The following is a 24,539-nucleotide window of genomic DNA, read 5'->3' as shown; positions in this document are numbered from 1 at the left end:
CCACTACGAACCGGTCACGCACCCTCGACAGACCAATGTGAGAGGGGTCACCCTGTCTTTCATCCACGCGGGGAGGCATGGATGGGCAGGAGCCGCAGAACACTTCCGGAGGAGCTTCTGCTGCTGGCGTTGGACCCGACCACGGGTACCACCGCACAGCCGCAGTCGCTCGACCTCGGTCTGGCCGGAGCGCAGCTAGTGGAGCTGGCGCTGGCCGGACGGATAGCCCCAGACGGGGATCGTATCGCCGTGGTGGCACCACGGCCGACTGGAGATCCAACTTTGGACTGCGCGTTGGAGTTGCTGCGAAGGCGTGGCGCTCCCGTACGTGCGGTGAACTGGATTGGCGGGCCGCGTCTCGGGCTGCGCCAGACCTACCTCTCGCATCTGGAGCGGTGCGGCATGGTGCATGCCGTGGCCGGCCAGATGTGCGGAGTGCTGCCGACGACTCGCTACCAGGCGACGGAGACCGAGATCAGCCGGGAGATCAGGGCCCGGCTGGACTCCGCGATCCGCACCGGCGTACCGCCGGACCCGCGGACCGCGGCACTCGCCGCCCTCGCCCATGCGGTCGGCCTCGGCAAGCACCTGTACCCGGGCAACGAGGGACGCTCCTCTCGCTCCCGGCTCAGGGACCTGATCAGGCACGACCCCATGGGCGGCCTCGTCGCGCACGCGGTGATGGACGTCCAGAACGGCGTCGCGGCCCAGCCGCGCCGCAGCCCGGCACCGTCCGGCCGTCAGGCCGCCGGCGGAGCCAGGCCGGCATCGGAACCCGCCCGCGGCGTTCCGATGCAACCGCGCCACGGAAGCATGGCGCGCGTCGCGGCTCACTGAGCCGCGACGCACGGCACCGCGACGCACCGGCAAGGCCTACGACCGGCACACGCACCACGGGACCCACGAACCCGGTCACGGGAGCCGCTGTCCGAGCGGGGCGAAGAGAGCGCACACTCTCTCCGCCCCGCTCGGCATGCCGTGCCCGAACTGGCGTGTACCCGTCGCATATCCACCGTTTCCCAGCGGTAGTGAGCACCTTGGTGGCAGTCTGCTCAACAGCAGATACGCAAAGTAGAGGCACGCAGCCGGAGGTGCACGTCCCGTGGCGTCCAATGTCAATCCCACCGTCAGGCGGCGCCGGCTGGGCCAGGAGCTCCGCAGGCTCCGCGAGCTCAAGGGCATGACGGCCGAAGAGGTGGCCGAGCGGCTGCTGGTGTCGCAGTCGAAGATCAGCCGGCTGGAGAACGGGCGGCGCAGCATCAGCCAGCGCGACGTCCGCGACCTGTGCGGGGTCTACGAGGTCGAGGACCAGCGCATCGTCGACTCGCTGATGCAGATGGCCAAGGACTCCCGGCAGCAGGGCTGGTGGCACGCCTTCGGGGACATCCCCTACAGCGTCTACATCGGCCTGGAGACGGACGCCGAGTCGCTGCGGGTCTACGAACCCCAGATCATCACCGGCCTGTTGCAGACCCGTGCGTACGCCGAGGCCATCATCCGCGGCGGCTCGCCCGAGGCCTCGGAGGCGGACAACGACAAGCGCGTCGAGGTCCGGCTGCGCCGGCAGGGCCGGATCACCGCCGAAACGGAACCGCTGCGGCTGTGGGTGGTCCTGGACGAGGCGTCCCTGCACCGGATCGTCGGCAGCCGGCCGGTGATGCGCGAGCAGCTGGAGCACCTCATCGAGATGTCGCAGCTGCCCCACATCACCGTGCAGGTCCTGCCGTTCGAGGTCGGCGCGCACGCCGGCATCAACGGCCAGTACTCGATCCTGGAGTTCGCCGACGCGGCCGACTCGAGCGTGGTCTACATCGAGGGCGTCACCAGCGACCTGTACCTGGAGAAGCCGCTCGACGTACAGAAGTACACGGTGATGTACGAGCACTTGCGGGCCCAGTCGCTGAACGTGGACCAGTCGCGGCAGCTCATCGAGCGCCTGGCGAAGGATTACGCGCGCTGACCGCCGCCGGAGGATGACCTTCCGTCGGGCAAAGCGCGGGATGCTACACCCCTGACACGCCTGACTGGAAGTCTCCCCTGGAATATGCCATCCAGTCGAGTGAATGGCTGCTCCGTACGAGGATGTTGGCGAGTAGCGTCGATCACGCCAACCACCAGCACGGGTTGGCGTAAACGCAACTGGCAACGGAGCGAACATGGCAATTCGTCTGGGCGCCACGGAAACGTGGACGACGTCCTCCTACACCAACAACAACGGCGCGTGCGTGATGGTCAGGTCGACCGTCGACGAGGCCCTGGAGCTCGGGGACACCAAGATCCCCGAGGGCCCCAAACTGGCGTTTCCCGCCGACGCGTGGAGCGCCTTCGTGGCCTCGGTCAAGGCCTGACCCCGCGATCGACCGCACCACAAGCACCACCGACAGAGCCCTCTCGACCAGCATCGCCGTCCTTGCCGAGAGGGCTCCGTTTGTGCCCGCGGGGTCCTTGAAAGGGATCAGCTCACCGGGAACGCCACGTCACACACCGGGTCCTCGGGGCCCGTCGCCGCCCAGTCCGCGAAGTACAGCTCCCGGCAAGGGCCGGTCGCCGTCAGCCCCTTCGCCGCCATCCACTCCTCCACCGCCTCGAACGCGGCCAGGATCTGCGGATGCGCCACCTGCGCCTTGGTGATCCTGGTGTACGCCAGCCGCCGGGCCGGCTCCACCCGCACCGCCGTCTCCCACGCCCGGCCGCGCCGTTCCACCCAGGCCCGGGCCGCCGCCTCGTCGGCCACCGGCACACACGCCTCCGCGGGGCCGTCGCTCTCCGTCGACACCTCCGCGTGATAGGCGACGTACGGCACCCCCGCCACACCTCCGCACTCCCGGGCCGCCTCCTCCAGCCGGCCCAGCGCCGCCCCGATCCACGCCGGCAGCTCGTCCGCCAGCGTGTGCCGCTTCTCGGAGATCACCACCTGCGCGGGCGTCTGCACCGTCTCGACCGCGAACTTCCCGTACATCTCGGAGCTCCTCCCCGACAGCCGTCCACGGAGGTACTCGGCGAGCGTCCGCTGCCCCGCCACCCGCGCCTCGACATCCGCCCAGTACGCGCCGAGCAGCCCGGCCGCCGCGGGCCCGTCGCCCGCCGCGACCACCTCGGCGATCCGGGCGAGCGGCATGTCCAGCTGCCGCAGCATGGCCACGAGCCGGGCCCGCTCGACCTGGCCGGCGCGGTAGTAGCGGTAGCCGGTGGCCTCGTCGACATGTGCCGGGGCCAGCAGGTCCAGCCGGTCGTACAGCCGCAGGGCCTTCGCCGACAGGCGGGCGCGCGCGGCGAACGCACCGATGGTGAGCAGTTCCCGGTCCGGTCCGTCCACCACGGCATCCTCCGTCATCGGGCGGCTCTTCCGCCCGATGACGAGGACGCTCGGGCCTGCCCCAGGGGCAAGGTCAAGCAGTGGGCCGTCAGGCCAGCTGGGCCTCGATCGCCGCCACGACCTCCGCCGAGTCGGGCTCGGTCTGCGGCGAGAAGCGGGCGACGACCCGGCCGTCGCGGCCGATGAGGAACTTCTCGAAGTTCCAGCGGATGTCCCCGCTGTGCCCCTCGGCGTCCGCGAAGCCGGTCAGGCGGTCGTACAGCGGGTGCCGGCCCTCGCCGTTCACCTCCACCTTCTCGGTCATCGGGAACGTCACGCCGTACGTCGCCGAGCAGAACTCCGCGATCTCGTCGGCGCCGCCGGGCTCCTGCCCGAGGAACTGGTTGCAGGGCACGCCGAGGACGCAGAAGCCGCGCTCGGCGTACTGCTCGTGGAGCTTCTCGAGGCCCGTGTACTGCGGGGTCAGGCCGCACTTGGAGGCGACGTTCACCACGAGCACCGCCTTGCCCGCGTACTGGGACAGGTCGGCCGAACCGCCCTGCAGGGCACCGATCTCGACGTCGAGGGGAGAGGAACCGTTGGTAGTCGTCATGCTCGGAGCCTAGCTCCGGTGGGTGCCGGGCCGGCTCCGGGCCTCGGTCGCCTCCACCAGCACCCGCCCCGCCGCCGTCCGCGAGTACAGCACCGACCTGCCCGCCCGCCGCCGCTCCACCAGACCGGCGTCCAGCAGTACCCGCAGGTGCCGTCCGACCGAGCCGAGCCCCTGCCCGGTCACGGCGACCAGCTGGCTGGTGCTCAGGGGTGAGCCGAGCCGGACCAGCACACCGGCGCGGGCCGTGCCGAGCAGCGCGCCGAGGCTCGCGGGCACGGGCCTGCCGCCGGGGTCGGCGAGCGCCCCGGCGCACGGGTAGACCAGCGCGTACCGCTCCGTCCCCTCCCACGACACCCAGCCGATGCCCTGCGTGGTGATGGGCACGAACACCAGCTCGGCGCCGGACAGCTCGCGCGGCGGGTACTCGTGGGCGTTGACCTGGAGCCGGTTCTCCCCGAGCCACTGCGTCCCCGGCCGCAGCGTGTCCAGCGCGGACGCCCAGCCGCCCCGGCTGACCTGCACGGTCCGTGCGACCACATCGGCTTCGAGGATGCGCCGGCGGTGCGGCCAGTACGGCCGCACGGCCGTGTTCCAGACGTACGTCAGAAGGTCCGCGGCGCGCTCCGGGAGGTCGTCGCGGTGCAGCCGGGCCGGGACCGGGCCGCGCAGGGAGACGGTGAGGTCGACGCGGGCCCCCTCCGGGTCGGCCGCCCGCACGCGCGCGACCCCCTGCTCGAAGGTCTCCCCGTCGCGCGGGGCGGGGGAGAGGAAGTCGGCCGTCCACTCCCGCCCGATCCCGGCGCGGATCAGCTGCGCGGTCACCGGGTCCCGCGCCAGCCGCCGCCGGTACGCCGGAAGATGCGCGTCGAGCCACCGCCGCTCACCGGGATGCGCCGCCCGGGCGGCCTGCAGCAGCCGCAGACTCGCGAAGGCCTCCGCGAACGGCGAAATCACGAACCGGCTCCCGGCCAGGGTGTCGGCGGTGATCTGCCACCAGCCCATGAGCCAGACCTCCCCGAGGTTTCGCGCCTGCGCGAAACAATAACCACGCGATCTGGGGCGTCGAAGACTCCGCGTATGCGCAGCTACCGCGATCTGTTCCGCACGCCCGAGTTCACCCCCTTCTTCCTGGCCGCGTCGGCGCAGACGGTCGCCCAGACCATGGGCGGACTGGCCCTGGGCACCCTGGTCTACCGGGCGACCGAGTCCCCGCTGCTGTCCGCGGTGAGCATGTTCGGCTCGTCGCTGGTGCAGGTGCTGGGCGCGACCTTCCTGCTCTCCGCCGCCGACCGGCTGCGCCCGCGCGCGGCCCTGACCGCCCTGCCCCTGCTCTTCGCGGCGGCCACCGCCGCCCTGGCCCTGCCCGGCCTGCCCGTCTGGGGGCTCTTCGCGATCGTCCTCGCCAAGGGGCTGGCGGAGTCGGTGGGCGGGGGAGTGCGCTGGGGCCTGCTCAACGAGATCCTCTCCAAGGACGGCTATCTGCTCGGCCGCTCGGTGTTCAACATGATGAGCGGCCTCATGCAGATCACCGGCTACGCGACCGGCGGCGCCCTCGTGGCCCTGCTGTCCCCGCGGCTGTCCCTGCTGGCCGCCGCCGGCCTGTACGTCACGGCGGCCGTCGCCGTCCGCCTCGGCCTGACCCGCCGCCCGCCCCGTACGACGGGCCGCCCCTCCGTGCAGGCGACCTGGCGCGCCAACGCGCTGCTCTGGTCCTCCCCGCCCCGCCGCCAGGCCTATCTGGCCCTGTGGATCCCCAACGGCCTGGTCGTCGGCTGCGAATCCCTCTACGTCTCCTACGCTCCCGACTCCGCCGGCATCCTCTTCGCCTGCGCCGCGCTGGGCATGCTCGCCGGGGACGTACTGGTCGGCCGCGTGCTCCCGCCGGGCCCGCGCTCCCGCCTGGGCTTCCCGCTCCTGCTGCTCCTGGCCCTGCCGTACGTGCCGTTCCTCCTGCGCCCGGCGCTTCCCCTCGCGGCGGCCGCGGTCACCCTGGCCTCCGTGGGGTTCGGCGCGAGCCTCGTGCAGCAGGAGCGACTGGTGGCCCTGACGCCCGACGGCCTGACAGGGCATGCCCTGGGGCTGCACTCGGCCGGGATGCTCACCATGCAGGGGGTAGCGGCGGCGCTGGCCGGGTCGCTCGCTCAACTGACCTCCCCGGCCGGGGCGATGACGGCGATGGCCGCGGGGTCGGCGGGAGTGACGTTGCTGCTGATGGGCGCGGCGAGAAGGGAGAAGCTCAGGACGGTGAGCTGCTGAGGGGAGCTCAGGACGGCGGGCCGGAGACCCTCCCGGCCTCCACGAACACCTCGGGAACCTCGTTGTCCACCACGACCCGGGACAGCAGGACGGCCAGCCGGTCCCGCTCGGCGCCGCTCAGCCCGGACGGCAGCGCCTCCATACGACGGCAGGTCTCGGCGTAGAACTTCCCGGCGAGCGCGGCCCCTTCGTCCGTCAGCCCCACCCGCACGGCCCGTCCGTCGCGCGGGTCGGCCTCCCGCCGTACCAGTCCGCGCCGCACCGTCCGGTCCACCAGCCCGGTCAGGCTCGACTTCGCCAGCCCGAGCGTCTCGCCGAGCTCACTCATCCCGTACGGCCGGGACATCAGCACACACAGCAACTGCCCCTGCTGCGGCGTCAGTCCGTACGCCCGGCCGGCCTCCGCGTACACACCGTCGACCAGGAACGCCGCGCGCACCAGCGCGGCGACGACCCCCACCTGCCCGGCTGCCCCGTTCCCCATCGGATCAGGGTACCGACCGGTCAGTCCCCCTGCCGGGGAGTGCCGGTCACTCCTCGTCCGGGGCCTCGCCCTCGATGAGGCGTTCGGCGATGTCGTCGGCCCACTCCTGGGCCCAGCGGCGCAGCCCGGCGACCGACGGGGCGTCCAGGCCGTGGATGGTGAACGCCCGGTCGTCGAGCCAGTCCGTGCCGGTCAGCCGGGCCTGGAGGTCGGTGAGGTCGAAGGTGTCGGGGGCGTGGCGGCGGCCGAGCTCCTCGAGTTCGGGGCGGCTCCAGCGGGCCGAGGCGGCGTGTACGTCGACCAGGTCGCGCGCGAGTCCGCGGTCGGCCAGGTCCCGCACCCGGGTGCCGACGAGGTCGTCGAGGGAGAGCGCGGGCCCGAGCTCCGTCTCCACGGGCGGGCGCCACAGCACCTCCTTGTGCAGAGCGACCTCGCACTCCACGCCGCTCGCCGCGTCGGTCACGAGGAACTGGGCGGACAGCGGCCCGGTCTCCAGGGTCTGCACGAGCCAGCCGCGTGCGACCAGCCCGGTCCGGATGGCGTCCGCGACGACCTCCATCGCGGCCGGGTGCTCCGTGGCGGCGTCCACGTCCCGCCCGGCCCGCTCCACGAGCCCGTGCGCCAGCACCGCGTATCCGCCGGCGAGGACGAGGGAGTAGGCCTCACCCACCGCGAGCAGATCACCGAGAAGCCGGCCGACAGGCTCGGGGACGGGGGGAGGGGCGGGCATGTCCTGATTATCGCGTGGGGGCGGGCGGGGGCTGAGGTGACCGACCCGGACGGGTGACGGACTGGGGGCCCGTCCCCCTCAGGGGCGCGGGGAACTGCGCGACCAGCCCCCACGACGCCGCACCGGACCACGTGCCTACGGCTTGCGCCCCACACCGCAATACGCGTCCACGGCGGCACCGCAACCGGCGTCGCCGGAAGCCCCCGGTCGCCATTCGGGAACCCTCACCACGCCGGGCTCCACCAGCTCCAGCCCCTCGAAGAACCCGGCGATCTCGGCGACGCTACGGACGTGGTACGGCACCGCCCCACTCGCGTTGTACGCCTCGGACGCGGCGATCATGCCCTCACTGGTCGCGGTGCTGTCGCTGATCACGAGATGGCTGCCGGCGGGCAGCCCGGCCATGAGCCCCCGTACCAGCTCGCGCGCCTGCTCGTAGTCGGCGACGTGACCGAGGGTGTTCAGGATCATCAGGCCGACCGGCCGGGAGAGGTCGAGCGTGCCGGCGGCCGCCTTCAGTACGGCCCCGGGGTCGTACAGGTCGGCGTCCAGGTAGGCGGTCATGCCCTCTTTGGTACTGGTGAGCAGGGCGTTGGCGTGGGCCAGCACGATGGGGTCGTTGTCGACGTAGACGATCCGGGCGTCCGGTGCGACGCGCTGGGCCACTTCGTGCGTGTTGTCGGCGGTGGGCAGCCCGGTGCCGACGTCCAGGAACTGCCGTACGCCCTGCTCACCGGCCAGGTACTCCACGGCCCGCCCCAGGAACCGGCGACTCGTGACCGCCACGTCGACGAGCCCCGGGAAGATCGACTTGATCTGGTCGCCGATCTCGCGGTCGACCTCGTAGTTGTCCTTGCCGCCGACGAAGTAGTTCCAGAAGCGGGCCGAGTGCGGCTTGGAGGTGTCGATACGGTCGCGCAGGCTGTCGTCGGACACGGTGGGGCCTCCTGGGGGGCGGGGAAGGGGGACCGGCCCACCAACCTAGGTGAACTTCCCGGTGGAGTACCGGGGTTGCCCCTCCCGCGGCCGGCCCGCCATGCGGTTTCGGCCACGGCCGGCCCGGCTGCTACACCCCGCGGGAGGCGATACCGCCCATGTCTCCGCCGCCCAGCCCGCCCTCGTGCCCGTGGCGCTGGGTGACCAGCCAGAATGCCCACGCCAGGGACCACAGCAGCAGCCCGGCGGCGATCGGCGTACCGAAGACGATCAGCAGTCCGGCTCCGATGTTGGCCCCGACGCCCCCCGCGGTCAGGATCCGCCACCCCACACCGGCCAGGAGCCCGAGCACCATCAGCGGTCCGAGCACCCCCCACCACCGCCGGTCCATCGCCCCGCGCAGCGAGCCCCGCACGAGCACCGCCGCACCGGCCGCCGCCAGCACCAGCGCGAGTCCCCCGGCGACCGCGGCCACGCCGTCTCCGATGTCCCACGGCTGAAACGCGTAGTCGAGCTCGCTGGCCGGCAGCCCGTCGTGGTTCTGCTGCCCCATCAGTCCCCAGGCGGCCACAGGCACCCCGCCGATGAGTGCGGCCCCGGCCGCCACGATTCCCCGATTCGTCATACGCCCAGGATGGCGGGGCGGTGCGGGGGCCGTCATGAGCCCGCGTACTCAAGTACGTAGTGCAGGCGGCGCGACGGCCCTGGAGGCCGTCGCGCCGTCGTTCTCAGGCCGGGGCCACCGCGCGGCCCGACTGGGGGGAGATCATGCCTGCGCACAGGCCGCGGGATGCCAGGCCCTGCGCGATGCGGGGGATGGCGGCCAGGGTGTTGGCGGGCCCGTCGTGCATGAGGATGATCTGGCCGTTGGTGAGTCGGGCGGTGGACCGGACGATCGCGTCGCTGCTCGCGCCGTTCCAGTCCTGGGAGTCGACGTGCCAGATGATCTCGGTCAGGCCGTGGCGGGCCGCGAGGGACTTCACCGTCGCGTTGGTCTCGCCGTACGGCGGGCGGAACAGTTTCGGCGTGCCGCCTCCCGCGTTCTTGATGGCCTGCTGGGTGCGCGAGATCTCGGAGTCGATCTGCGCCTGGCTCAGCCGGGTCAGGTGCGGGTGGGTGTAGCTGTGGTTGGCGACCCACATGCCGGCGGCCACCTGCGCCCGGACCAGGGACGGGTTGGCGGCCGCGTACTGGCCCTGGTTGAACATCGTGGCCCGCAGCCCGTTCTGCCTGAGGGCGTCGAGCAGCCTTGTCGTGGTGCCGGACGGGCCGTCGTCGAAGGTGAGTCCGACGTAGCCGGTGCAGGCGGCGGGGCGCGCCGGGGCAGCGGTCGAGGTCATGGTCGTCGTGACGGTGAGAGCCGCCGCAGCCGTCGCCAGGACGGTCAGCACACGTTTCGTCGTCACGGCCCCACCCTGATGCTGGAGCTGCCGCTGCTCCGGTATCCCTCGGTCGCCATGATCATGTAGTACTTGAAGCTGCCCATGGGCATCCCCGCCCGGGCCCACGCGTCGAAGTGGTTGCCGGCCGTGATGGTGCCGCCCGTCCGCTTCGACTGCCGCACGCTCCAGTACTGGTCGAAGGTGCGTATGCCCTCGACGGACGGGGCGTTGTACCGCGTCGTCTTGTAGATGTCGTACGTACCGCCGTCGCTGGTGACGGTGCCCTTGTACGTGCCCGTGGGCCGGTAGGTGCCCCAGTTGTCGACGATGTAGTACTCGACGAGCGGGTTCGCCGTCCAGCCGTAGAGGGTCAGGTAGGCGTTGCCGGACGGGTTGAACGTGCCCGAGTAGGTCACGGTGCGGCGGGCGCCGGTGCTCCAGCCCTTGCCGGCGACGAAGTTCCCGGTGTTGCGCCATGAGGTGCTGTAACTGCCGCCGGAGGACAGGGTCATGGAGACCGTCCCCGGCGCGTCCGTCCAGAACGAGTAGTAGTAGCCGTTGTCGGTGCCCGTCTGGTTCCTGGTGATGACGGTGTCGGCGTGAGCGGTGCCCGGCATGATGACGGCCGCGACCGCGACCAGCAGCATGGTGCAGGCGCTGCTGATGAGCAGCCGGAAGCGGCCTGGTGACTCCTTCATGGGGTGCTTCCTCCTCGTCCTCGTGGGGTGGGTCGATGGGGGAGCTCTGTCCTCGGGAGTGTTGGCCGGGCCCTGTCAACTGTCAATAGTTTCGGCGGTAGTTGCGAAAGGTTCGGGCTGGCTGCTTCTTGGATGTAGAGAATTTCCGCTGCTCACACGGCAGCTGGTGCTGGCGGAGAGGCAAACCTCGGGCTGCTTACGGCCCTTCCTGCGCGGAGGGTGGAATTCCGTTCCACGAATGATTCGGAGCATTTCCGGAGTCACGGGTGCAGGGTGGTCCTGTCCTGTCCTGTTCTGGGCTTCGGAAGCGGGGCGGATCACCCGGCCGCGTAGGCGCCCGTCAGATAGTCCAGGTCGGGCAGGGGCGGCCCGCACTGGAGGATCGCGTCCGTCGGCGTCCTGTCCCCGTCCCGCATCGCCGTTCCCTTCGTGGGCCTCGGCTGGTACGCCGCCCTGGTGGGCCTCGCGCTGTTCGCCGGCGAGGAGCGGTCCGCGATGCCGTGGGCGCTCGTGCCCGCACTCGACGTGCACTGGGACATGGCCTTCCAGCCGAACGCGGGCCGGTTGCTGACCGGCGCCGTGTCGTGTCTGGCCTGCGCCCTGCTGATCCTCGCCGTACCGGGCCTGCCGCGCGGGCGGGCGGTACGCCCCGCGCTCGGCACACTGCTGCCGGTGACGCTGGCGGCGGTCCTCGCCGCCGGGGCCCTGTTCACGTTCCGCGCCCCCTCGCCCGAGCTGTACTGGGCCGTGCAGACCCCTCAGCCCGAGAAGCCGGTCTGTGTCACCGAAAGCGGCGCCACGGCCTGCCTGTGGCCCGCCGACCGGCATCTGCTGCCGGAGGTCGAGGTCGCCCTGCGACGGAACCAGCGCTCGGTCGGCTCGGTCCCCGGCCTCACGCGCACGTTCTACGAGCGCGGCCTCACCGCCCCGTCCGGTCGCGTACCGACCGCCGAACTGCCCGTGTACGTACCGGGCACGGACCGGGACGGGATGACCCAGGACATGCTCACGGCGTCCCTGCCGCAGCCGCCCGACGGCTGCTCCCCGCACCCTGTCAAGGAGATCGGGGACTACCCCGGCACCTTCCTCTTCGAAGCGGTGGTGCGCCACCGTGCCCAGGTGCAGAGCAGTTACTGGGGCGACGGGTTCGCCGCCGCTCTCGAGCGCTTCCTGAAGGCGCCGAAAGCCGAACAGGACCGGTGGCTGAAGGCAGCGGCCGAAGACATCCGGGCCTGCCGCCCCGTCCCCGCACCGCCGCGGTCAACGGCACCGACCCCGTGAAGAGTGTGTCGTCCTCCGCCTCGCCGGGCCTGCGCGCCCTCCTCGCCTACGGCCGCAGCCGCAACGTGCCGCGCGCGGCGCTGGTCACGGTGGCCGCCGTCCGCAATGTCGCGGGCCACCTCGGACTCGCCATGATCGGGGCCCGCCTGTTCGGCAGCGGCCTGGCCTGGCTACCACCCCTGGCGATGTTCGGCCCCACCCTGCTGGCGGGCGTGCGCTGGGACAACACCCCGGAACCGTGGGCCTGGTCCATCCACGGCCCCCACAGCACCCCGGCCGCCATCACGGCCGCCGCGCTGTGCACCGCCGGCCTGTGCCTGGCAGCCACGACGACGCCGCGCCGGGCGGAGCGGGAAGAGCAGGGGTAACGGGGCTCGGAAAACGGCCGGTTCGTCTTCCATCCGAGACGCCGCGGGCCCTGCATTCAGCGCCCTGAGCCGCAGTGATGCTTGGGGTGGTTGCTGGGTGCGGTCTTGGCTCATGCTGGTGTACTTCGATACATGTCATCGAACGTGCCGCCATCCGCGCGCATTCGAACCTGTGACACCGCCAGGAGTTCGATCCCAGGGTGGTACGGAGTGGGCACTGCGGCGGTCGGCCACGCGCGCGTCACAGCGCCACGGAATCGTCTCGAACATGCCGATACTGTACGGAACTGTCGTACGTGCAGACGGGTTAGAAGGCGCCTCACAGGTGGCGCTTGGACGCTCTGACCAGTCGGCTGATGTCGTCGCGGGTCTTCACCCTGCGCTGGTCGAGCTCGGTCCTGCTGTCCGTCTTGGGCAGCACTGTGACGTCCGCAAGGACAGCTTCCGCCGCCTGACTCAAGGCCTCGTCATCGGTGAGCATCTGCACCCGGAAGAGGGCTTCTTGAGCGTTGGAGCGCAGGTCATAGGCGCGGACTCGCACCACGCCCGGGTCCTCGTGTGGTGGTTGTTCATGTTCGCAGAACCAGAGATGCACCAAGCAGCGGCGGTAGTTGATCAGCGCGCCGGCGTAGGCGGAGTAGGCATCGAGTCGCTCCTGCCGAAGCCTCTCATGGCGGGTGAACTGATGACCCTTGTCGGTGGTGCGCTGCTGAAACGCCAGGGTGAGCCCCGAGCCGAGCAGGGTTCCCAAAACGGCTATAGCACTGGCGATGATGGTCTCCACAACCCAAGCGGATCACGTATCGCCGACCGGGCCCAGTTCCGGCTCTCTCACGCAACACGGTTTTCCACTGTGCTGGTGGGGTGATGGGCGTCGTACGAGGGCGTTCACCTGGGTTCATGGGCGGCTCGCTCGTGAACTGCAGCCGGCTCCGGGGACTCGTTGAACTCTCCGTTGTCGATGGTGTCGCGGACGCGGAGCCGACGCCGGTCGGGCCGTGAGACGAGCGCGGTGGTGTGGAAGCCGTACGGGTGGTCTCACATTCCGTGAGCTTGCCCAGGACGCGGAGTCACTTCACTTGCACCTCCCGACCGAGCGACGGTGCGGCACTTACTTGCTGTGCTGCAGCGTTTCCCTAACGACGTCCTCGGTGGGGCACCGGCTGCGTTACTCGCTATGCGCTTGTCGATAGTCAGTTTCGCGTCCGGTCGGCGGATCGCCGACGCCAAATCCCAAGAGCGGAAAGAGATACGAGGGTGGCGGCGGCCACTACCGCTACTACGCGAGTGGCAGACCACATTGTCGTGACGAATGGGCCTTGCATGGCTGCTTCATTTCGAAGCCGCATAGAAGTTTCCATAATGGCCACGAACGGGACCAGCAGTTGACATGGGAGGCGATATGGACCGTTACGTGAGAGGTTTCCGGAGACCCCAAGGAGTGGCCCTAGAAGACAGGCAAAGAAACACCATACGAATATCTTTCCGCGGGAGGGGTTTCAGTGCCGGGTGCAGTGTAGACGGCTCCGACCAGTGCAGATGCCGTGGGCTCCTGTCGTCGTCGGGCGGCGTCGGGTGACCTTGCACGGCCCAGAGGCGGCCCGGACATCCTGACGGTGTCCGAAAATGATCTTGCTGTCCTGGAGTGATCGGCGTTTGATCATGACCTGATCAAGCGAAAGGTGGAAAGACATGCGTCTGCCCGTGAAAGCCATGGCTGTTGCCGTATCCGCTCTTGGTGTGATGGGCGCCGTAGTCAGTCCCGTCAGCGCTGCGCCCGAGACGGCCACCAAGGTGGCTTCTGCGGCCGCGGCCAGCTGCTACATCAACAACATTTCCGGAACGACCCTCAACTTGCGGGGCGGAGCCGGAACCAGGTACTCGGTCGTGGGGACGCTCGCCAAGGGTGGACGGCTTCCCTGCGGGAGCCTCGGGCAAGGCTCCGCGACCGGGCAGACCTACACGGCTTGCGGTGGCACGGCCAACGACTGGAAGACCGTCAGGCTCAACGGCCGTGACGCTTGGGTCGCAGCAGAGTGCGTGGCGCTCAGCGCCTTCTGAGCAACGTCGAGTGGCGGGATGGCCTTCGCGCTACCGAACTTGGCAACCGTTCGGCGGCACGTCGCGGACGTCATCAGCAACCAGCCCGCCGGCTGACCAGTGCCATCGACCCAGGCAGAGCCGAGCTGACGAGGCCTCTGGCGTCCAGGCAACACATGCCAAGCCCACGGCTCTGGATCAGTGCGGCGGGTGACGAGAATCGAACTCGCACTCCCAGCTTGGAAAGTTCAGGTGCTCCAGACGCGCTTCCCTTCCTGAGCCTGCGCTGAAGCGGTTCCGGTGCCTGGCTGGCCGGCCTCGATACTCCGGTGTTCCCCCGTGGTTCCCCGCTGGATCTGGCACGCGTCTGGCACGGACCTCTTCGTCCCGAACGCTCGGCTGGGAAGGCGTAGCGATGATGGTGGGCATGGTGGGGCTGGTCAGCCGGCATCGAGCAGTGTTGGCGGTCAGCTGCGGTCAGCTGCGGTCAGCTGCGGTCGCGCTGGTTGCTGCACTTCGCTGCTGTACAGCGATCACGGGATCAGGAAAGCCGCCCGGCCTCGGGAAGCGCGTCGAACGCCGGCTCATCGACGGCCGAGACTCGGCCCCGATCGGCGTAGCGGAACCACGCCTTCTCGGCGATCTCCCTCGACGGGGTCAGCTCACCGCGGTGATCGGCGGTGTAACAGATCATCCTGAAGGGGCGCGGATGGCTCTCCAACGTCGCCTTCAGTACCCCCGAACACCTCGACCAGCGCATCCGACGCGGCTTACGCCTCATCCAGTACGGCAGGCACCTCATAGACGGCTGCCTCGCCGGGACCGGCCTGACCATCAGACCCGCCTGATCAGCGACACGACACCACGAGTTCAACCTCAAGTAGAGGAGTTCGAGAGGCCGATGCAGAAGCAGCCGGCCGAAGTCCGTGCGGCCCGAGGGGCCCTCAGGCCGCCATCAGCGCCGCCAGGGCGCGGTCCATTGCGGCGTTGAACTCTTCCGGCGTCAGCGGCAGACGGGACTTGACGTCCCGACTCCACTGGTCGGCGAGGACCTCGGCGGAGCCCGCCTCGACACCGTCGAGCGCCGCGTCGGCCAGGTCCGACGGAGTGATCTTGTCCACCGGCCAGCCCGCGGCCATGTCGGTGTCGGCCAGGCCGAGGTGTACCGCTGTGACGAGCGTGCCCTGCTCGGCGAGCTCCAGGCGGACACCGTTGGTCATGGCCCAGGCGGCGGCCTTGGTCAGGTGGTAGGCATTGGCGCCCTTGCCCCCGAACCACGACATGGCGGAGAGGACGTTGACGATCGCGCCCCCGCCGTTCCTGGCGAGCGCCGGCGCGAACTCCCGGATCATTCCCAGGTGGCCGAACATGTTGGTCTCCAGCTCGTGCCGCACCGCTTCCAGCGAACCGGTCACCAGGTCGGTCCCCGTACTGATTCCCGCGTTGTTGATGAGTAGCGAGACGTCCGGGGCGGCCTCGGCGGCGGCCCTCACGGATGCGGGATCGGCGATGTCGAGGGGCAGCACCTCGACCCCGGGCAGGTCCACGGCCTCCGGTCGGCGGGCCGTCGCGTAGACCTTGCGGGCGCCCCGTTCGAGCAGGCGCTGGGCGAAGGCGCGGCCCAGGCCGCGGTTGGCTCCGGTGACAAGGGCGACGGAGTTGTTGATATCCATGTCCGCGACGCTAAAACCTGACGCTAGCGTCAGAGGCAAGTGCTGGCCGTCAGGGCCATGGGTGAGAGGAATCATCATGACTGTCACAGTGGCCGCGGCCGAGCGGTTGATCCGCATCGGCGAGGTGGCACGGGGTGCCGGCGTCTCGGTGCGCGCCGTGCGCTACTACGAGCAGCAAGGGCTGCTCATCGCGGAGCGCAGCCCGTCCGGCCAGCGCCTGTACCGGCAGGACGCCATCCCCCTGGTCCGCTTCTTCCAGCAGATGTTCGCCGTCGGCCTGACCAGCCGAAGGATCGCCGAACTCCTTCCGTGCTGGGACTCCGGGCACACCGACGCCGAGCAACGAGCCATGCTGCGAGCCGAGCGCGAGCGCATCCAGGCCAAGATCGACGACCTGCAGGCCGCCCTGGACCGCCTAGACGAGGTCATCGCGATCACGGACACGCACCCGTAGGCGCGGTCGGCCAGACGTCTCATCAGCGATCCAACCTCGCGGTTCTGGTTGGGGCGATGAGGAGTCGTTGAGGGGGGAACTGTTGCCGGATGGCCGACGCGATTTCGGTGTTCGGGCAGGGCGGGGACCAGCACAGCTGGCGCGGCAGGCTCCTCGCGGCCGGCCTCGGTGAGCCGACGGTGGTCAAGGCGTACCAACTGCTGCGCGCCCAGATGAACACCGCCGTGGACGACGAGCTGATCCGGCGCAACCCGTGCCGCAGCAAAGGTGCGGACCGCTACGACGTGCCCGAACGGCCTGTCCACACGGTGGCCGAAGTCTTCGCCGTGGCCGACTCGATGGCGCCGCGCTATCGGCTGCTCGTGCTCCTGGCGGCCTTCACCACTCTGCGGTTCGGGGAGCTGGCGGCCCTGCGGCGTCGGGACGTCGACCTGGAGGGGCTGACCGTCACGTGCGCCGTGCTCAGGGCCGAGTTGCAGGACGGTCGGCTCTTCGACAAGGCGTCGAAGTCCGCGGCGGGAGCGCGCTCTGTCTCCTTCCCAGCCGAACTCCTCGACGCGGTCACGCACCACCTGGAGCACTTCGCCGCTCCCGGCCGTGAGGGGCACGTCTTTGTCGGACCCCAGGGCGGGCAGTTGCGTCGCAGCAACTTCCGCGACGACTGGGTCAAGGCCCGGAAGGCAGCTGGCGTCACGGCCGAAATGCACTTCGCGGACCGGCTTGGGGACATGATCCGCAAGAGCGGATGAAAATGCCCGCTAGAAGAAGGGGGGCGGTCACGGCCCGGTCTCCGGCGAGAGGGCCGGACTTGTAGGGTCCAGCAGAGGGGGAAACATGGCTGATCGCGGCTGGTATGACGACAGTGACTACCACGAAGCAGTGCAGCGGGCGGAACGAGCGACACGGTTCGGTTGGTCAGCGATCACGTGGACTACGGGAGTGCTCGGCTGTGTGCTGATCACCATCGCCGTTCTCTGCGTAGTCGCGGTCGTCGCGTGCCTCTTCGTTGTGGTGGCGAGCCATTACTGAGTGACCACCAAGCGCGGGTACGGCCACTGATGACTCAGACGCTCCGGCTAGGAGATGTGGCATCCGTATGGCATTAGTGGCACGCGTGTGGCACGGCGCCTGAAACGCCGAAGGGTCGGCCTGGGAGGAAACCCCTCCTGAGCTGGCCCTTGTCCCTGTGCCCCCGGCAGGATTCGAAACCTGCGACACCCGCTTTAGGAGTTTTCCCTGGGTGGGGCTGTGACCTGCGGAAACGCCGGTTGCAAGGGGACTGGGCTGGGATAACAGCCCTCCGTGGTTCTCGCGTGTTCCCGGGGTTTCCCGGCCCCGTGTGTGCTGAATCCGTTCCTCTGGCTCGAAGTTGACGCTCCCTGACGGGCGACCGCTGCGTCTCGGTGGTAAGCCTTGTTGGCAATGCGCCAGCGTCCGTCGTCGTGGACCAGCAGGAAGGTGTCGGTGAAGGTGTCCGCGCCGTGCCAGAGCGTCATGGTCGCGGTCGCGACGGTGCCGTGGACGTCTATGGCGTCGATGCGGCGGGAGCGGGTCGCTTCATCCAAAGCTGGCTGGCCATGGAAGAGAGCGCGGTACTCGTCCAGGCACCATGAGACGAATGCGCCGTCCCGTATTCCCGCGACATGGGCGGTGGGCAGGAACGCGTCGCGGAAGTGGGAGGCGTCGCCGGTGGCGTGTCCGCGGATGTAGGCGCGAAGCGGTACGAGCACGGCGTCTTCCACGGCGGGGACCGTGGCGGCAACGGCGATGTCTGCCTCAGGGCCGGAAGGGGTGTCGGCCAGGTCGGCTGCGCTGCGCAGGGGGGTGTTCGACTCGGCGGCCAGCAGTGCCATGTCCTTGGCCAGCGCGCCGATCGTGAACTCGGTCGTGGCAGCGGTCGGCTCGTCGGCGAGGAAGGCCCGCTTGCGGGCGACGAGCCCGCCGAGCTGGCCGAGTTCGAGGACGTCCAGCACCTGGGCACGGGGCAGGCCCAGGGCGTCGGCCTGCCGCAGTGCCTCGCGCAGTGCGAGAACGGCGCCGGCGAGGCTGCTGTTGGCGATCAGCTTGAGCGCGGCGGCCGTGGCGGTGTCGTCGATACGCCGCACGGTGCCCAGCGTTTCCAGAACCGGCCGGGCCCGGTCGAGCGCGTCTTGGTCGGCGGCGGCGAGCATCTGCAGGGTGCCGGCGGCGGCAGCTGACACGGAGCCGAGCAAGGGTGCATGGACGTAGGACCGGCCGAGTTGCTGGGCCAGCGTTGCCGCTTCGGCGGGAGCGATGGTGCTGGTGTTCACCACGATCGTGTCCGTTCGCAGCGAGTCACGGACGTGGTCGACGACCTGTTGGCAGGCCGGGCCGTCGAACAACGCCAGAAGAACGATATCGGCCTTCGCCACGGCGTCGTTCGGGTCGCCGGTCGTCTCGACAGCGCCTGCGGTGTGCCCGGAGCGTGTCCAACCGACGACATCCCAATGATGGTCGGCGAGTCGTGTCGCGATGGCGGCGCCCATGCGACCCAAGCCGAGGACGGCGATCGTGTGCGGTGCGGTCATGCAAACAGCGTGCAGGCATCGTGATGCCTGCGACAAGCGCAGATCCAGCAGTACGGCTGTGCGGGATGCGCATATGGGCCGCGCATACTTACGCCATGGAGTTGACCGTGTGGCGGACATTCGTGACGGTGTGCCGACTCGGGTCGCTGTCGGCAGCGGCCACCGAGCTCGGTTACACGCAGTCGGCCGTGTCCCGGCAGATCGCCGGGCTGGAACGCCAGCTCGGGGTGCCGCTGGTGCAGAGGCATGTGCGCGGCGTGCGTCCGACGCCTGCCGGCGAAGTGTTCCGTCACCACGCCCAGGCCACGCTCAACGATGCCGACCGCGCCGTTCGTGCCGCACGGGACGTTCGTGACGGGGCGATCAGCCGGCCTCTGGCCATCGGCGCGACGCCGTCTCTGGCCGCCGGGATCGTGCCCGCGGCGATCCGCCGCCTGCTGGAAGAGGCCGCCCCCCTCCGGTGGAGCCTGGTGCCCGGGCTGAGCCCAGAACTGCACGACCGTGTGATCGCCGGCGATCTCGACGTCGCGGTCGTCACCGATGCGCCACCGGGGCTGCCCCATGACCCGCGCGTCGAACGACGGTTCCTGGGGATGGACGACATGGCCGTCGTGCTGCCCATCGACCATCCGCGGGCAGGACACGGCCCGGTGCACATCCAGACGCTGGCCGATCAGACCTGGGTCGAGGACAACGACGGCTCGGCAGCGCTGCTGCGCCAGCACGCCGCCCGCGCCGGAGTCACCGTCCGCGTCGACCTCACTGCGGCCGATCTGCCCGGCAAGATGGCCCTGGTCGCAACCGGCCACGCCATCGCGCTCATACCCGGTGTGCTGACGTGTGCACTGCGGACGGACCTCACCACAGTGGCCCTCATCGATCCCCCGACCCGGGGCATCTACACGATCACACCGCGTCGCGACCCACACCCATCCGCAGCGTCCCTGCTCGACCAACTCGCGACAGCCTTCGGCCCACGTCGTCCCACCCACGCCGCACACCAGCCGGCTGAGGCGAACGTCGACCCCGCTGCGTCGGCACTTCACGACAGCGTCACGGAAACACCCGGCTGAACACCCCTGCCGCAGAAGCGGATCGGGCATTGCTCAGCGCGCCCGATCCACGGCGTACCTACCCTCGGCCCCATGGCCACCATCGGCGACGTCATCGCATCGGATGCCATGCCATCCGGCCCCCGGTAGGAGTCTGTGTGGGGGCACTCCCCAGCTCAAAAGGCAGCTCTGCGGACGTGCCGGATTCGAACTCCTCCGCAAGATGATCCTGCTCCACTGATGCTCCGCGACCGCTCCCCAAGATCTGTGGCAGAGCCTGGACTCCACCAACAAAACCAGTCACCCGGACGACGTGCGCGGACCGGCCTCCCACGACGGATCCACCCCCGACGGTCGTGGCCGCAGGGCGGCGGCCGTCAGCGTGACGAACAGTGCGAGGACCACCGGGATGGTCAGCGCCCATGCCAGGCCGGTCAGTTCCGCTACGGCGCCGATGAGCAGCGGCCCGGTCAGGAAACCGAGGTAGCCGATGCTGGCCACGCGGGCGATCGCGCGGCCGGCATGCGTCGGGTAGCGGCTGCCGGCGGCGGAGAACACCTGCGGCGCGATGCAGGACAGACCGGCACCGAGACAGCCGAAGCCGACGATGCCTGCCAGCGGGTGGCCGACCAGCAGCGCGGCGCCGAGGCCGACCGCTGCGACGGCGCCGCAGCCCCGTACCAGGGCGACCGGGCCGACCCGCGCCGTCAGGCGGTCCCCGACAAGTCGGCCGGCCACCATCATGATCGAGAATGCGGCATACGCGGTAGCCGCGAACCCGGCTCCGCTACCCAGCGTGTCGCGCAGGTAGACGCTGCTCCAGTCGGCCGCCGCGCCCTCTCCGACCAGGCAGCAGAAGGCCAGGATCCCGAGGAACTGCACTCCGGCCGGAGCGGCAGTGCTCCGCTGTGGACAGTCGTCTCCGATCGTGGAGCGGTCCCGGGTCACCGGTGGGACGGCGGCGGCGGGCAACGCCCAGCGCGCCGTCCACAGGGCGGCCGCGACGATGGCGGCGCCGACGGAGAGAAACGTGGTGACCGCCGCGGAACCGGCATGGGCGGACACGCCACCGGCCGCCGCCCCGACGAAACCACCGATGCTGTAGATCGCGTGGAAGGTCGACATGAGCGGCCTGCCGGCGGCGCGTTCCATCTCGACGGCATGGGCGTTCATGGCGATGTTGAGGGTGCCGTGAACGGTGCCGAACGCGTAGAGGGCGACGGCGAGGGTCACCACGTCGACCGCCAGGGCGGGCAGGATCAGGAACACTCCCTCGACGAAGACCATCGGGACCAGCACCGTACGGCTGCCCCACCGGTCGAGGAGACGACCGACCACCTGCATGCCGGTGATCGCACCGGCGGCGAAGGCGAGCAGCCCGACGGCCAACTGTCCGTCGCCGAGGTCGAGCCGCTGCTTGATCGCGGGGATGCGGGAGGTCCAGGCGCCCAACGCGGTCCCGAAGGCCAGGAAGGCCAGCGATGTCGCAACGCGGGCTCGGAGCAGGACGGTCCGGTGGTCACGGACACGGGTCACGAGTACCTCCAGTTGCGCCCAGCGGCGGGAGTCCGGGACCGGAGGCGTTGCGGCACGGAGCCCGGGCCGGGACAGGGGTCGGGGCCTGGTGGGACGGCCCCCAGCAGCGCTCAGGGAGCGGGACGTCAGGGCCCGTCGGCGCGGTGTCGTCGTCGCGTGAGTTGATCAGGCGTTGTCGAGGCGGTGCCGCAGCTCGTCGTCCAGTTCCAGGTCCAGCGCGCCGAGGCACTCGTCGAGTTGGCTCACCGAGCTGACGCCGAGCACCGGCAGCACCGGCGGGTTGCCGCGGAGCAGCCAGGCGAGGACCACCTGGTTCCGCGTCGCACCCAGCTCCTTCGCCACGTCGGCCAGTACCTCCAGCCGTCGTCTGCTGTCCGCGTGGTCGTACTGCTCGGGCAGCGGCCGGTCGGAGCGGGTGTAGGCGCCGGAGAGCAGCACCGAGTAGCCGAGCACCGTCAGGTCGGGCTCCTCGCGCGCGTAGTCGAGCAACTCGTCGCTGATGTGCGGGTTCGCACCGAACTCGGCGCCCGGTCGCGGTCGTAGGTAGGTGTGGCGCTGCTGGACGCAGCTGAATCCCGGCAGGCCCGCGGCCTTGGCGAGCTCACGGGCTTGGGCGACACGCCAGGCGGCGTGGTTGCTGCACCCGGCAACCCGGACCAGGCCCTCGCCCATGAGTGACCCGAAGGCGGCCACCGTGTCTTCCAGCGGTGTACGGCGATCCTCGATGTGGGCGTAGTAGACGTCGAGATGATCGGTGCCCAGGCGGCGCATGCCGGCCACTGCTTGATCCCGGACCACCTTGTGGGACAGCCCTTCCGCGTGCTGCGGCCAGGCGGCACCCGGTGGATCGGGCAGCGCGCCCACCTTGGTGGCCAACACGACGCGCTCGCGGGCCCGCCGGGACGCCAGCCACCGGCCCAACAGCTCCTCGCTCTCCGCACCGGTGCCGCCGGGCACCCAGAACGCGTAGGTGTTGGCGGTGTCGATGAACGTGCCGCCTGCCTCGGTGAACCGATCGAGGACGGCGAACGCCCGCCGTTCGTCGACCGTCGTACCGAAGTGCATGGTTCCCAGACACAGCGCGCTCACGCCGAGCCCCGAACCGCCGTCGGACAGCATCCTCTGTTCCACGTCGACCTCCTGTCGTGATCGCGATCCACGCTAACGACGATTGGCGAGGCCCTACGATCCAATGGTGTGACCGAATCCCAGACCAATCTCGCGTGGGGCGCGCTGCTCGACCTCCCCGCCACCGGCGCGAAGCATGAGCGGTTGACCCGCGCGCTGCGGGCTGCGGTCCGCTCCGGGCGGCTTCCTACGGGCAGCGCCCTGCCGCCAAGCCGCCTCCTGGCCGCCGAACTGGGCTGTTCCCGCTGGGTCGTCACGCAGGCGTACGCACAACTGGTCGCCGAGGGATATCTGGACGCGCGGGTCGGGTCAGCCACCAGAGTGCGTTGGTCTCCCGATGCCGCGCCCGCGCAGCCGGACGCCGACCGACTGCCGACGCCGCCGACGCGGTACGACCTGACGCCGGGCCTTCCCGACCTACGCGCCTTTCCGCGGTCCCGGTGGGGTGAGGCGCTCCGCGACCAGACGCGCCGTGTGCCGTTCCTCGACCTGGGTTTTCCCGTGCCGGGCGGACACCTGGAGCTTCGCCGGGTCCTGGCGGACCACCTGCACCGCTGCCGGGGCGTCGTGGCGGACACCGACGACGTCTCGATCTCCACAGGTGTCACGGACGGCGCCGCCCGTCTGTTCCGCGCCCTGCGAGCGGAGGGGATCGCCCGCGTGGCCGTCGAGGACCCCGGCTGGACACGCCTGCACCACGTGGCACGCGAGGCCGGGCTGAGTGTCGTGCCGGTTCCGGTGGACGAACACGGCCTTCGGGTAGCTGAGTTGGACCGTGACCCTGCGATCCGCGCGGTGCTCAGCACACCGGCCCACCAGTTCCCGACCGGAGTCACGCTCACGGCGGAGCGCCGCGCCGCGCTCGTGGCGTGGGCGCGGCGGGTCGACGGTGTGGTGCTGGAGGACGACTACGACTCCGAGTTCCGCTACGACCACCGGCCGCTGAGTGCGGTCCAGGGGATGTGCCCGCAGCGGGTCGTGCTGCTGGGTTCGGTCAGCAAGACTCTGTCGCCGGCCCTGGGCATCGGTTGGGTGGTCGCGCCGCCACGATGGTGCCGGGTGCTGCAGACGAGCGGCACCGCCCGGTCCGGCCCGCCGGTGCTGGACCAACTGGCGTTCGCCCGCTTGATCCGGACCGGTGGCTATGAGCGGCACCTCCGATCGGTGCGACGGCGCTACCGGGCCCGGCGGACCGCCCTGCTCGACGCACTGAGCACCCGGCTGCCGACGTGCCGGGTCACCGGTACGGCCGCCGGCCTGCACCTGGTGGCCCACCTCGGCGACGGTGCCGACGCGGCCGGCGTCGTCACGGCCGCGGCCGCCCGCGGACTCCGGCTGGTCGACCTGCGCTCCTACCAGATGGACCTCGGAGAACCGGCGAACTGCCTCGTCCTGGGTTACGGCAATCTCGCCGACGGTGCCATCGACGACGCCGTGACCGTGCTCGCCTCGGCGGTGGCCGATCAGAGTGTGCGGGTCTGTCCGAGAGAGGTCAGCGCCCGGTTGCCCACGTGAGAGCGAGCATTCCGCGGACGTGGCGGCTCTGGCTGTCACGGTGTGCAGCGCCTGCATCGGTCATGAGGTAGGTGCGAGCGATTGGCATGGGGTGAGGCTGCCGGCGGCCGCCATCGCCGCCACCTGCCCGAGGACGCCTGGCATACCGTGCGGCTCGTCGTAGACGTATCGCACTCCGAGGTCAGAGGCCCGGGCATCGGCGAGGGTGATGCCCCGTCTCCTATCGCCGGTCAGCTCGATCAGGGCCGACACGGAGCCGCGTCCCGACGCGTCCAGAGCGGCGTCCACCCCGTCGGGCGCAACCTGGCGTACGCGGTCGGCCAGACCATCTCCGTACTCGACCGGTGTTGCCCCGAGCACGCACAGGTAGGCGTGGTTGCCGGGGCCGGCCGTTCCGATCACGACCGCACCGCCGTGCCTGGCCGGCCCATGTGTGCTGAGTACGTGCCGGTGGACGCTTTCCGACGAGGGCATGGGTTACTCAGAGGAGCCGGCGAGCTGTTTCACTCTCGGACCGCAGGGTCGGCGGCGGGAGGTGCTCGTGGGCGA

At 70.3% G+C, this 24,539-nt stretch carries 25 protein-coding genes and 2 pseudogenes; 12 read left to right on the top strand and 15 right to left on the bottom strand.

The window, feature by feature from the left end; all coding sequences use genetic code 11:
- Nucleotides 1-81: 81 nt before the first annotated feature.
- From CEB94_RS17430 to CEB94_RS17420, 3 genes are all read left to right on the top strand, one after another.
- Nucleotides 82-837 (top strand): GOLPH3/VPS74 family protein, encoded by a 756-nt coding sequence (locus CEB94_RS17430; protein WP_175433112.1) that lies wholly within the window; start codon nucleotides 82-84, stop codon nucleotides 835-837.
- 265 nt (nucleotides 838-1,102) lie between these two features.
- Nucleotides 1,103-1,960 (top strand): helix-turn-helix domain-containing protein, encoded by an 858-nt coding sequence (locus CEB94_RS17425; RefSeq protein WP_175433111.1) that lies wholly within the window; start codon nucleotides 1,103-1,105, stop codon nucleotides 1,958-1,960.
- 196 nt (nucleotides 1,961-2,156) lie between these two features.
- Nucleotides 2,157-2,348: a DUF397 domain-containing protein gene (locus tag CEB94_RS17420; RefSeq protein WP_102912542.1), complete on the top strand. Its 192-nt coding sequence runs from the start codon at nucleotides 2,157-2,159 to the stop codon at nucleotides 2,346-2,348.
- Between the two features lie 107 nt (nucleotides 2,349-2,455).
- Here the strand turns inward: CEB94_RS17420 and CEB94_RS17415 are convergent, their stop codons facing one another.
- The 3 genes from CEB94_RS17415 to CEB94_RS17405 form a co-directional block, all read right to left on the bottom strand.
- Nucleotides 2,456-3,334, bottom strand: a complete 879-nt coding sequence (locus tag CEB94_RS17415; RefSeq protein ID WP_175433110.1) for a MerR family transcriptional regulator — start codon at nucleotides 3,332-3,334, stop codon at nucleotides 2,456-2,458.
- Between the two features lie 70 nt (nucleotides 3,335-3,404).
- Entirely contained in the window at nucleotides 3,405-3,908 is a 504-nt protein-coding gene (locus tag CEB94_RS17410) for a glutathione peroxidase (RefSeq protein ID WP_246111825.1), read from the bottom strand.
- A gap of 9 nt (nucleotides 3,909-3,917) precedes the next feature.
- Nucleotides 3,918-4,910 (bottom strand): ArsR/SmtB family transcription factor, encoded by a 993-nt coding sequence (locus CEB94_RS17405; RefSeq protein ID WP_175433109.1) that lies wholly within the window; start codon nucleotides 4,908-4,910, stop codon nucleotides 3,918-3,920.
- A gap of 75 nt (nucleotides 4,911-4,985) precedes the next feature.
- On the opposite strand from CEB94_RS17405, the gene CEB94_RS17400 reads away from it, so the two are divergent.
- Nucleotides 4,986-6,164: an MFS transporter gene (locus CEB94_RS17400; protein ID WP_175433108.1), complete on the top strand. Its 1,179-nt coding sequence runs from the start codon at nucleotides 4,986-4,988 to the stop codon at nucleotides 6,162-6,164.
- A gap of 7 nt (nucleotides 6,165-6,171) precedes the next feature.
- Here CEB94_RS17400 and CEB94_RS17395 read toward each other — a convergent pair whose 3' ends face one another.
- The 6 genes from CEB94_RS17395 to CEB94_RS17370 all read right to left on the bottom strand — a co-directional run bounded on the left by CEB94_RS17395 (nucleotide 6,172) and on the right by CEB94_RS17370 (nucleotide 10,394).
- Nucleotides 6,172-6,648, bottom strand: coding sequence for a MarR family winged helix-turn-helix transcriptional regulator (locus CEB94_RS17395; protein WP_175433107.1), 477 nt, complete (start codon nucleotides 6,646-6,648; stop codon nucleotides 6,172-6,174).
- Between the two features lie 46 nt (nucleotides 6,649-6,694).
- The gene (locus tag CEB94_RS17390; RefSeq protein ID WP_175433106.1) at nucleotides 6,695-7,378 is read right to left on the bottom strand and encodes a nucleotidyl transferase AbiEii/AbiGii toxin family protein; all 684 of its coding nucleotides are present in this window, start codon (nucleotides 7,376-7,378) and stop codon (nucleotides 6,695-6,697) included.
- Between the two features lie 135 nt (nucleotides 7,379-7,513).
- Nucleotides 7,514-8,314 carry an SAM-dependent methyltransferase gene (locus tag CEB94_RS17385; RefSeq protein WP_175433105.1) on the bottom strand — a complete coding sequence of 267 codons (801 nt, stop codon included), beginning with the start codon at nucleotides 8,312-8,314 and terminating at the stop codon, nucleotides 7,514-7,516.
- Between the two features lie 130 nt (nucleotides 8,315-8,444).
- A complete protein-coding gene (locus tag CEB94_RS17380; protein WP_175433104.1) occupies nucleotides 8,445-8,939 on the bottom strand; it encodes a hypothetical protein in 495 nt (164 codons plus the stop codon).
- 103 nt (nucleotides 8,940-9,042) lie between these two features.
- Nucleotides 9,043-9,720 (bottom strand): polysaccharide deacetylase family protein, encoded by a 678-nt coding sequence (locus CEB94_RS17375; protein ID WP_246111824.1) that lies wholly within the window; start codon nucleotides 9,718-9,720, stop codon nucleotides 9,043-9,045.
- Nucleotides 9,717-10,394, bottom strand: a complete 678-nt coding sequence (locus CEB94_RS17370; protein ID WP_175433103.1) for a glycoside hydrolase family 11 protein — start codon at nucleotides 10,392-10,394, stop codon at nucleotides 9,717-9,719. Before CEB94_RS17370 ends, CEB94_RS17375 begins: the two co-directional genes overlap by 4 nt.
- 429 nt (nucleotides 10,395-10,823) lie before the next feature.
- Between CEB94_RS17370 and CEB94_RS17365 the strand changes: the two genes are divergently transcribed.
- Nucleotides 10,824-11,675 carry a hypothetical protein gene (locus tag CEB94_RS17365; RefSeq protein ID WP_175433102.1) on the top strand — a complete coding sequence of 284 codons (852 nt, stop codon included), beginning with the start codon at nucleotides 10,824-10,826 and terminating at the stop codon, nucleotides 11,673-11,675.
- Entirely contained in the window at nucleotides 11,672-12,043 is a 372-nt protein-coding gene (locus tag CEB94_RS17360; protein ID WP_175433101.1) for a hypothetical protein, read from the top strand. The genes CEB94_RS17365 and CEB94_RS17360 overlap by 4 nt, the downstream gene beginning before the upstream one ends.
- A 319-nt stretch (nucleotides 12,044-12,362) precedes the next feature.
- Here the strand turns inward: CEB94_RS17360 and CEB94_RS17355 are convergent, their stop codons facing one another.
- Complete coding sequence (locus CEB94_RS17355; protein ID WP_175433100.1) at nucleotides 12,363-12,827, bottom strand: hypothetical protein; 465 nt, start codon at nucleotides 12,825-12,827, stop codon at nucleotides 12,363-12,365.
- A gap of 908 nt (nucleotides 12,828-13,735) precedes the next feature.
- On the opposite strand from CEB94_RS17355, the gene CEB94_RS17350 reads away from it, so the two are divergent.
- Nucleotides 13,736-14,104: an SH3 domain-containing protein gene (locus tag CEB94_RS17350; RefSeq protein WP_175433099.1), complete on the top strand. Its 369-nt coding sequence runs from the start codon at nucleotides 13,736-13,738 to the stop codon at nucleotides 14,102-14,104.
- A gap of 683 nt (nucleotides 14,105-14,787) precedes the next feature.
- Nucleotides 14,788-14,931: pseudogene (locus CEB94_RS40930) on the top strand (transposase); the annotation flags it as partial.
- A gap of 96 nt (nucleotides 14,932-15,027) precedes the next feature.
- Here CEB94_RS40930 and CEB94_RS17345 read toward each other — a convergent pair.
- Nucleotides 15,028-15,756 (bottom strand): SDR family oxidoreductase, encoded by a 729-nt coding sequence (locus CEB94_RS17345; protein ID WP_175433098.1) that lies wholly within the window; start codon nucleotides 15,754-15,756, stop codon nucleotides 15,028-15,030.
- A gap of 76 nt (nucleotides 15,757-15,832) precedes the next feature.
- Between CEB94_RS17345 and CEB94_RS17340 the strand changes: the two genes are divergently transcribed.
- The gene (locus CEB94_RS17340) at nucleotides 15,833-16,210 is read left to right on the top strand and encodes a MerR family DNA-binding transcriptional regulator (RefSeq protein WP_175433097.1); all 378 of its coding nucleotides are present in this window, start codon (nucleotides 15,833-15,835) and stop codon (nucleotides 16,208-16,210) included.
- A gap of 134 nt (nucleotides 16,211-16,344) precedes the next feature.
- Nucleotides 16,345-16,926, top strand: a pseudogene (locus CEB94_RS17335) (site-specific integrase); the annotation flags it as partial.
- Between the two features lie 507 nt (nucleotides 16,927-17,433).
- Here the strand turns inward: CEB94_RS17335 and CEB94_RS17330 are convergent.
- On the bottom strand, nucleotides 17,434-18,759 hold the full coding sequence (locus tag CEB94_RS17330; RefSeq protein WP_175433096.1) for a nuclear transport factor 2 family protein: 1,326 nt from the start codon (nucleotides 18,757-18,759) through the stop codon (nucleotides 17,434-17,436).
- A 95-nt stretch (nucleotides 18,760-18,854) separates the two neighbouring features.
- Between CEB94_RS17330 and CEB94_RS17325 the strand changes: the two genes are divergently transcribed.
- Nucleotides 18,855-19,832, top strand: a complete 978-nt coding sequence (locus CEB94_RS17325) for a LysR family transcriptional regulator (RefSeq protein ID WP_175437038.1) — start codon at nucleotides 18,855-18,857, stop codon at nucleotides 19,830-19,832.
- Nucleotides 19,833-20,111: 279 nt separating this feature from the next.
- On the opposite strand, the gene CEB94_RS17320 is transcribed toward CEB94_RS17325, so the two are convergent.
- Nucleotides 20,112-21,359 carry an MFS transporter gene (locus CEB94_RS17320; RefSeq protein WP_342790426.1) on the bottom strand — a complete coding sequence of 416 codons (1,248 nt, stop codon included), beginning with the start codon at nucleotides 21,357-21,359 and terminating at the stop codon, nucleotides 20,112-20,114.
- A 153-nt stretch (nucleotides 21,360-21,512) separates the two neighbouring features.
- Nucleotides 21,513-22,466 (bottom strand): aldo/keto reductase, encoded by a 954-nt coding sequence (locus CEB94_RS17315; RefSeq protein WP_175437037.1) that lies wholly within the window; start codon nucleotides 22,464-22,466, stop codon nucleotides 21,513-21,515.
- A 78-nt stretch (nucleotides 22,467-22,544) separates the two neighbouring features.
- On the opposite strand from CEB94_RS17315, the gene pdxR reads away from it, so the two are divergent.
- A complete protein-coding gene (gene pdxR / locus CEB94_RS17310; protein WP_175433094.1) occupies nucleotides 22,545-23,990 on the top strand; it encodes a MocR-like pyridoxine biosynthesis transcription factor PdxR in 1,446 nt (481 codons plus the stop codon).
- Nucleotides 23,991-24,050: 60 nt separating this feature from the next.
- Here pdxR and CEB94_RS17305 read toward each other — a convergent pair whose 3' ends face one another.
- Nucleotides 24,051-24,392, bottom strand: a complete 342-nt coding sequence (locus tag CEB94_RS17305; RefSeq protein WP_175433093.1) for an MDR/zinc-dependent alcohol dehydrogenase-like family protein — start codon at nucleotides 24,390-24,392, stop codon at nucleotides 24,051-24,053.
- Nucleotides 24,393-24,539: the final 147 nt, after the last annotated feature.

This window comes from Streptomyces hawaiiensis, assembly GCF_004803895.1.
Lineage (GTDB): Bacteria > Actinomycetota > Actinomycetes > Streptomycetales > Streptomycetaceae > Streptomyces > Streptomyces hawaiiensis.
Note: the sequence above shows the minus strand (reverse complement) of the source record. Positions and strands in the feature narration are given on the sequence as shown.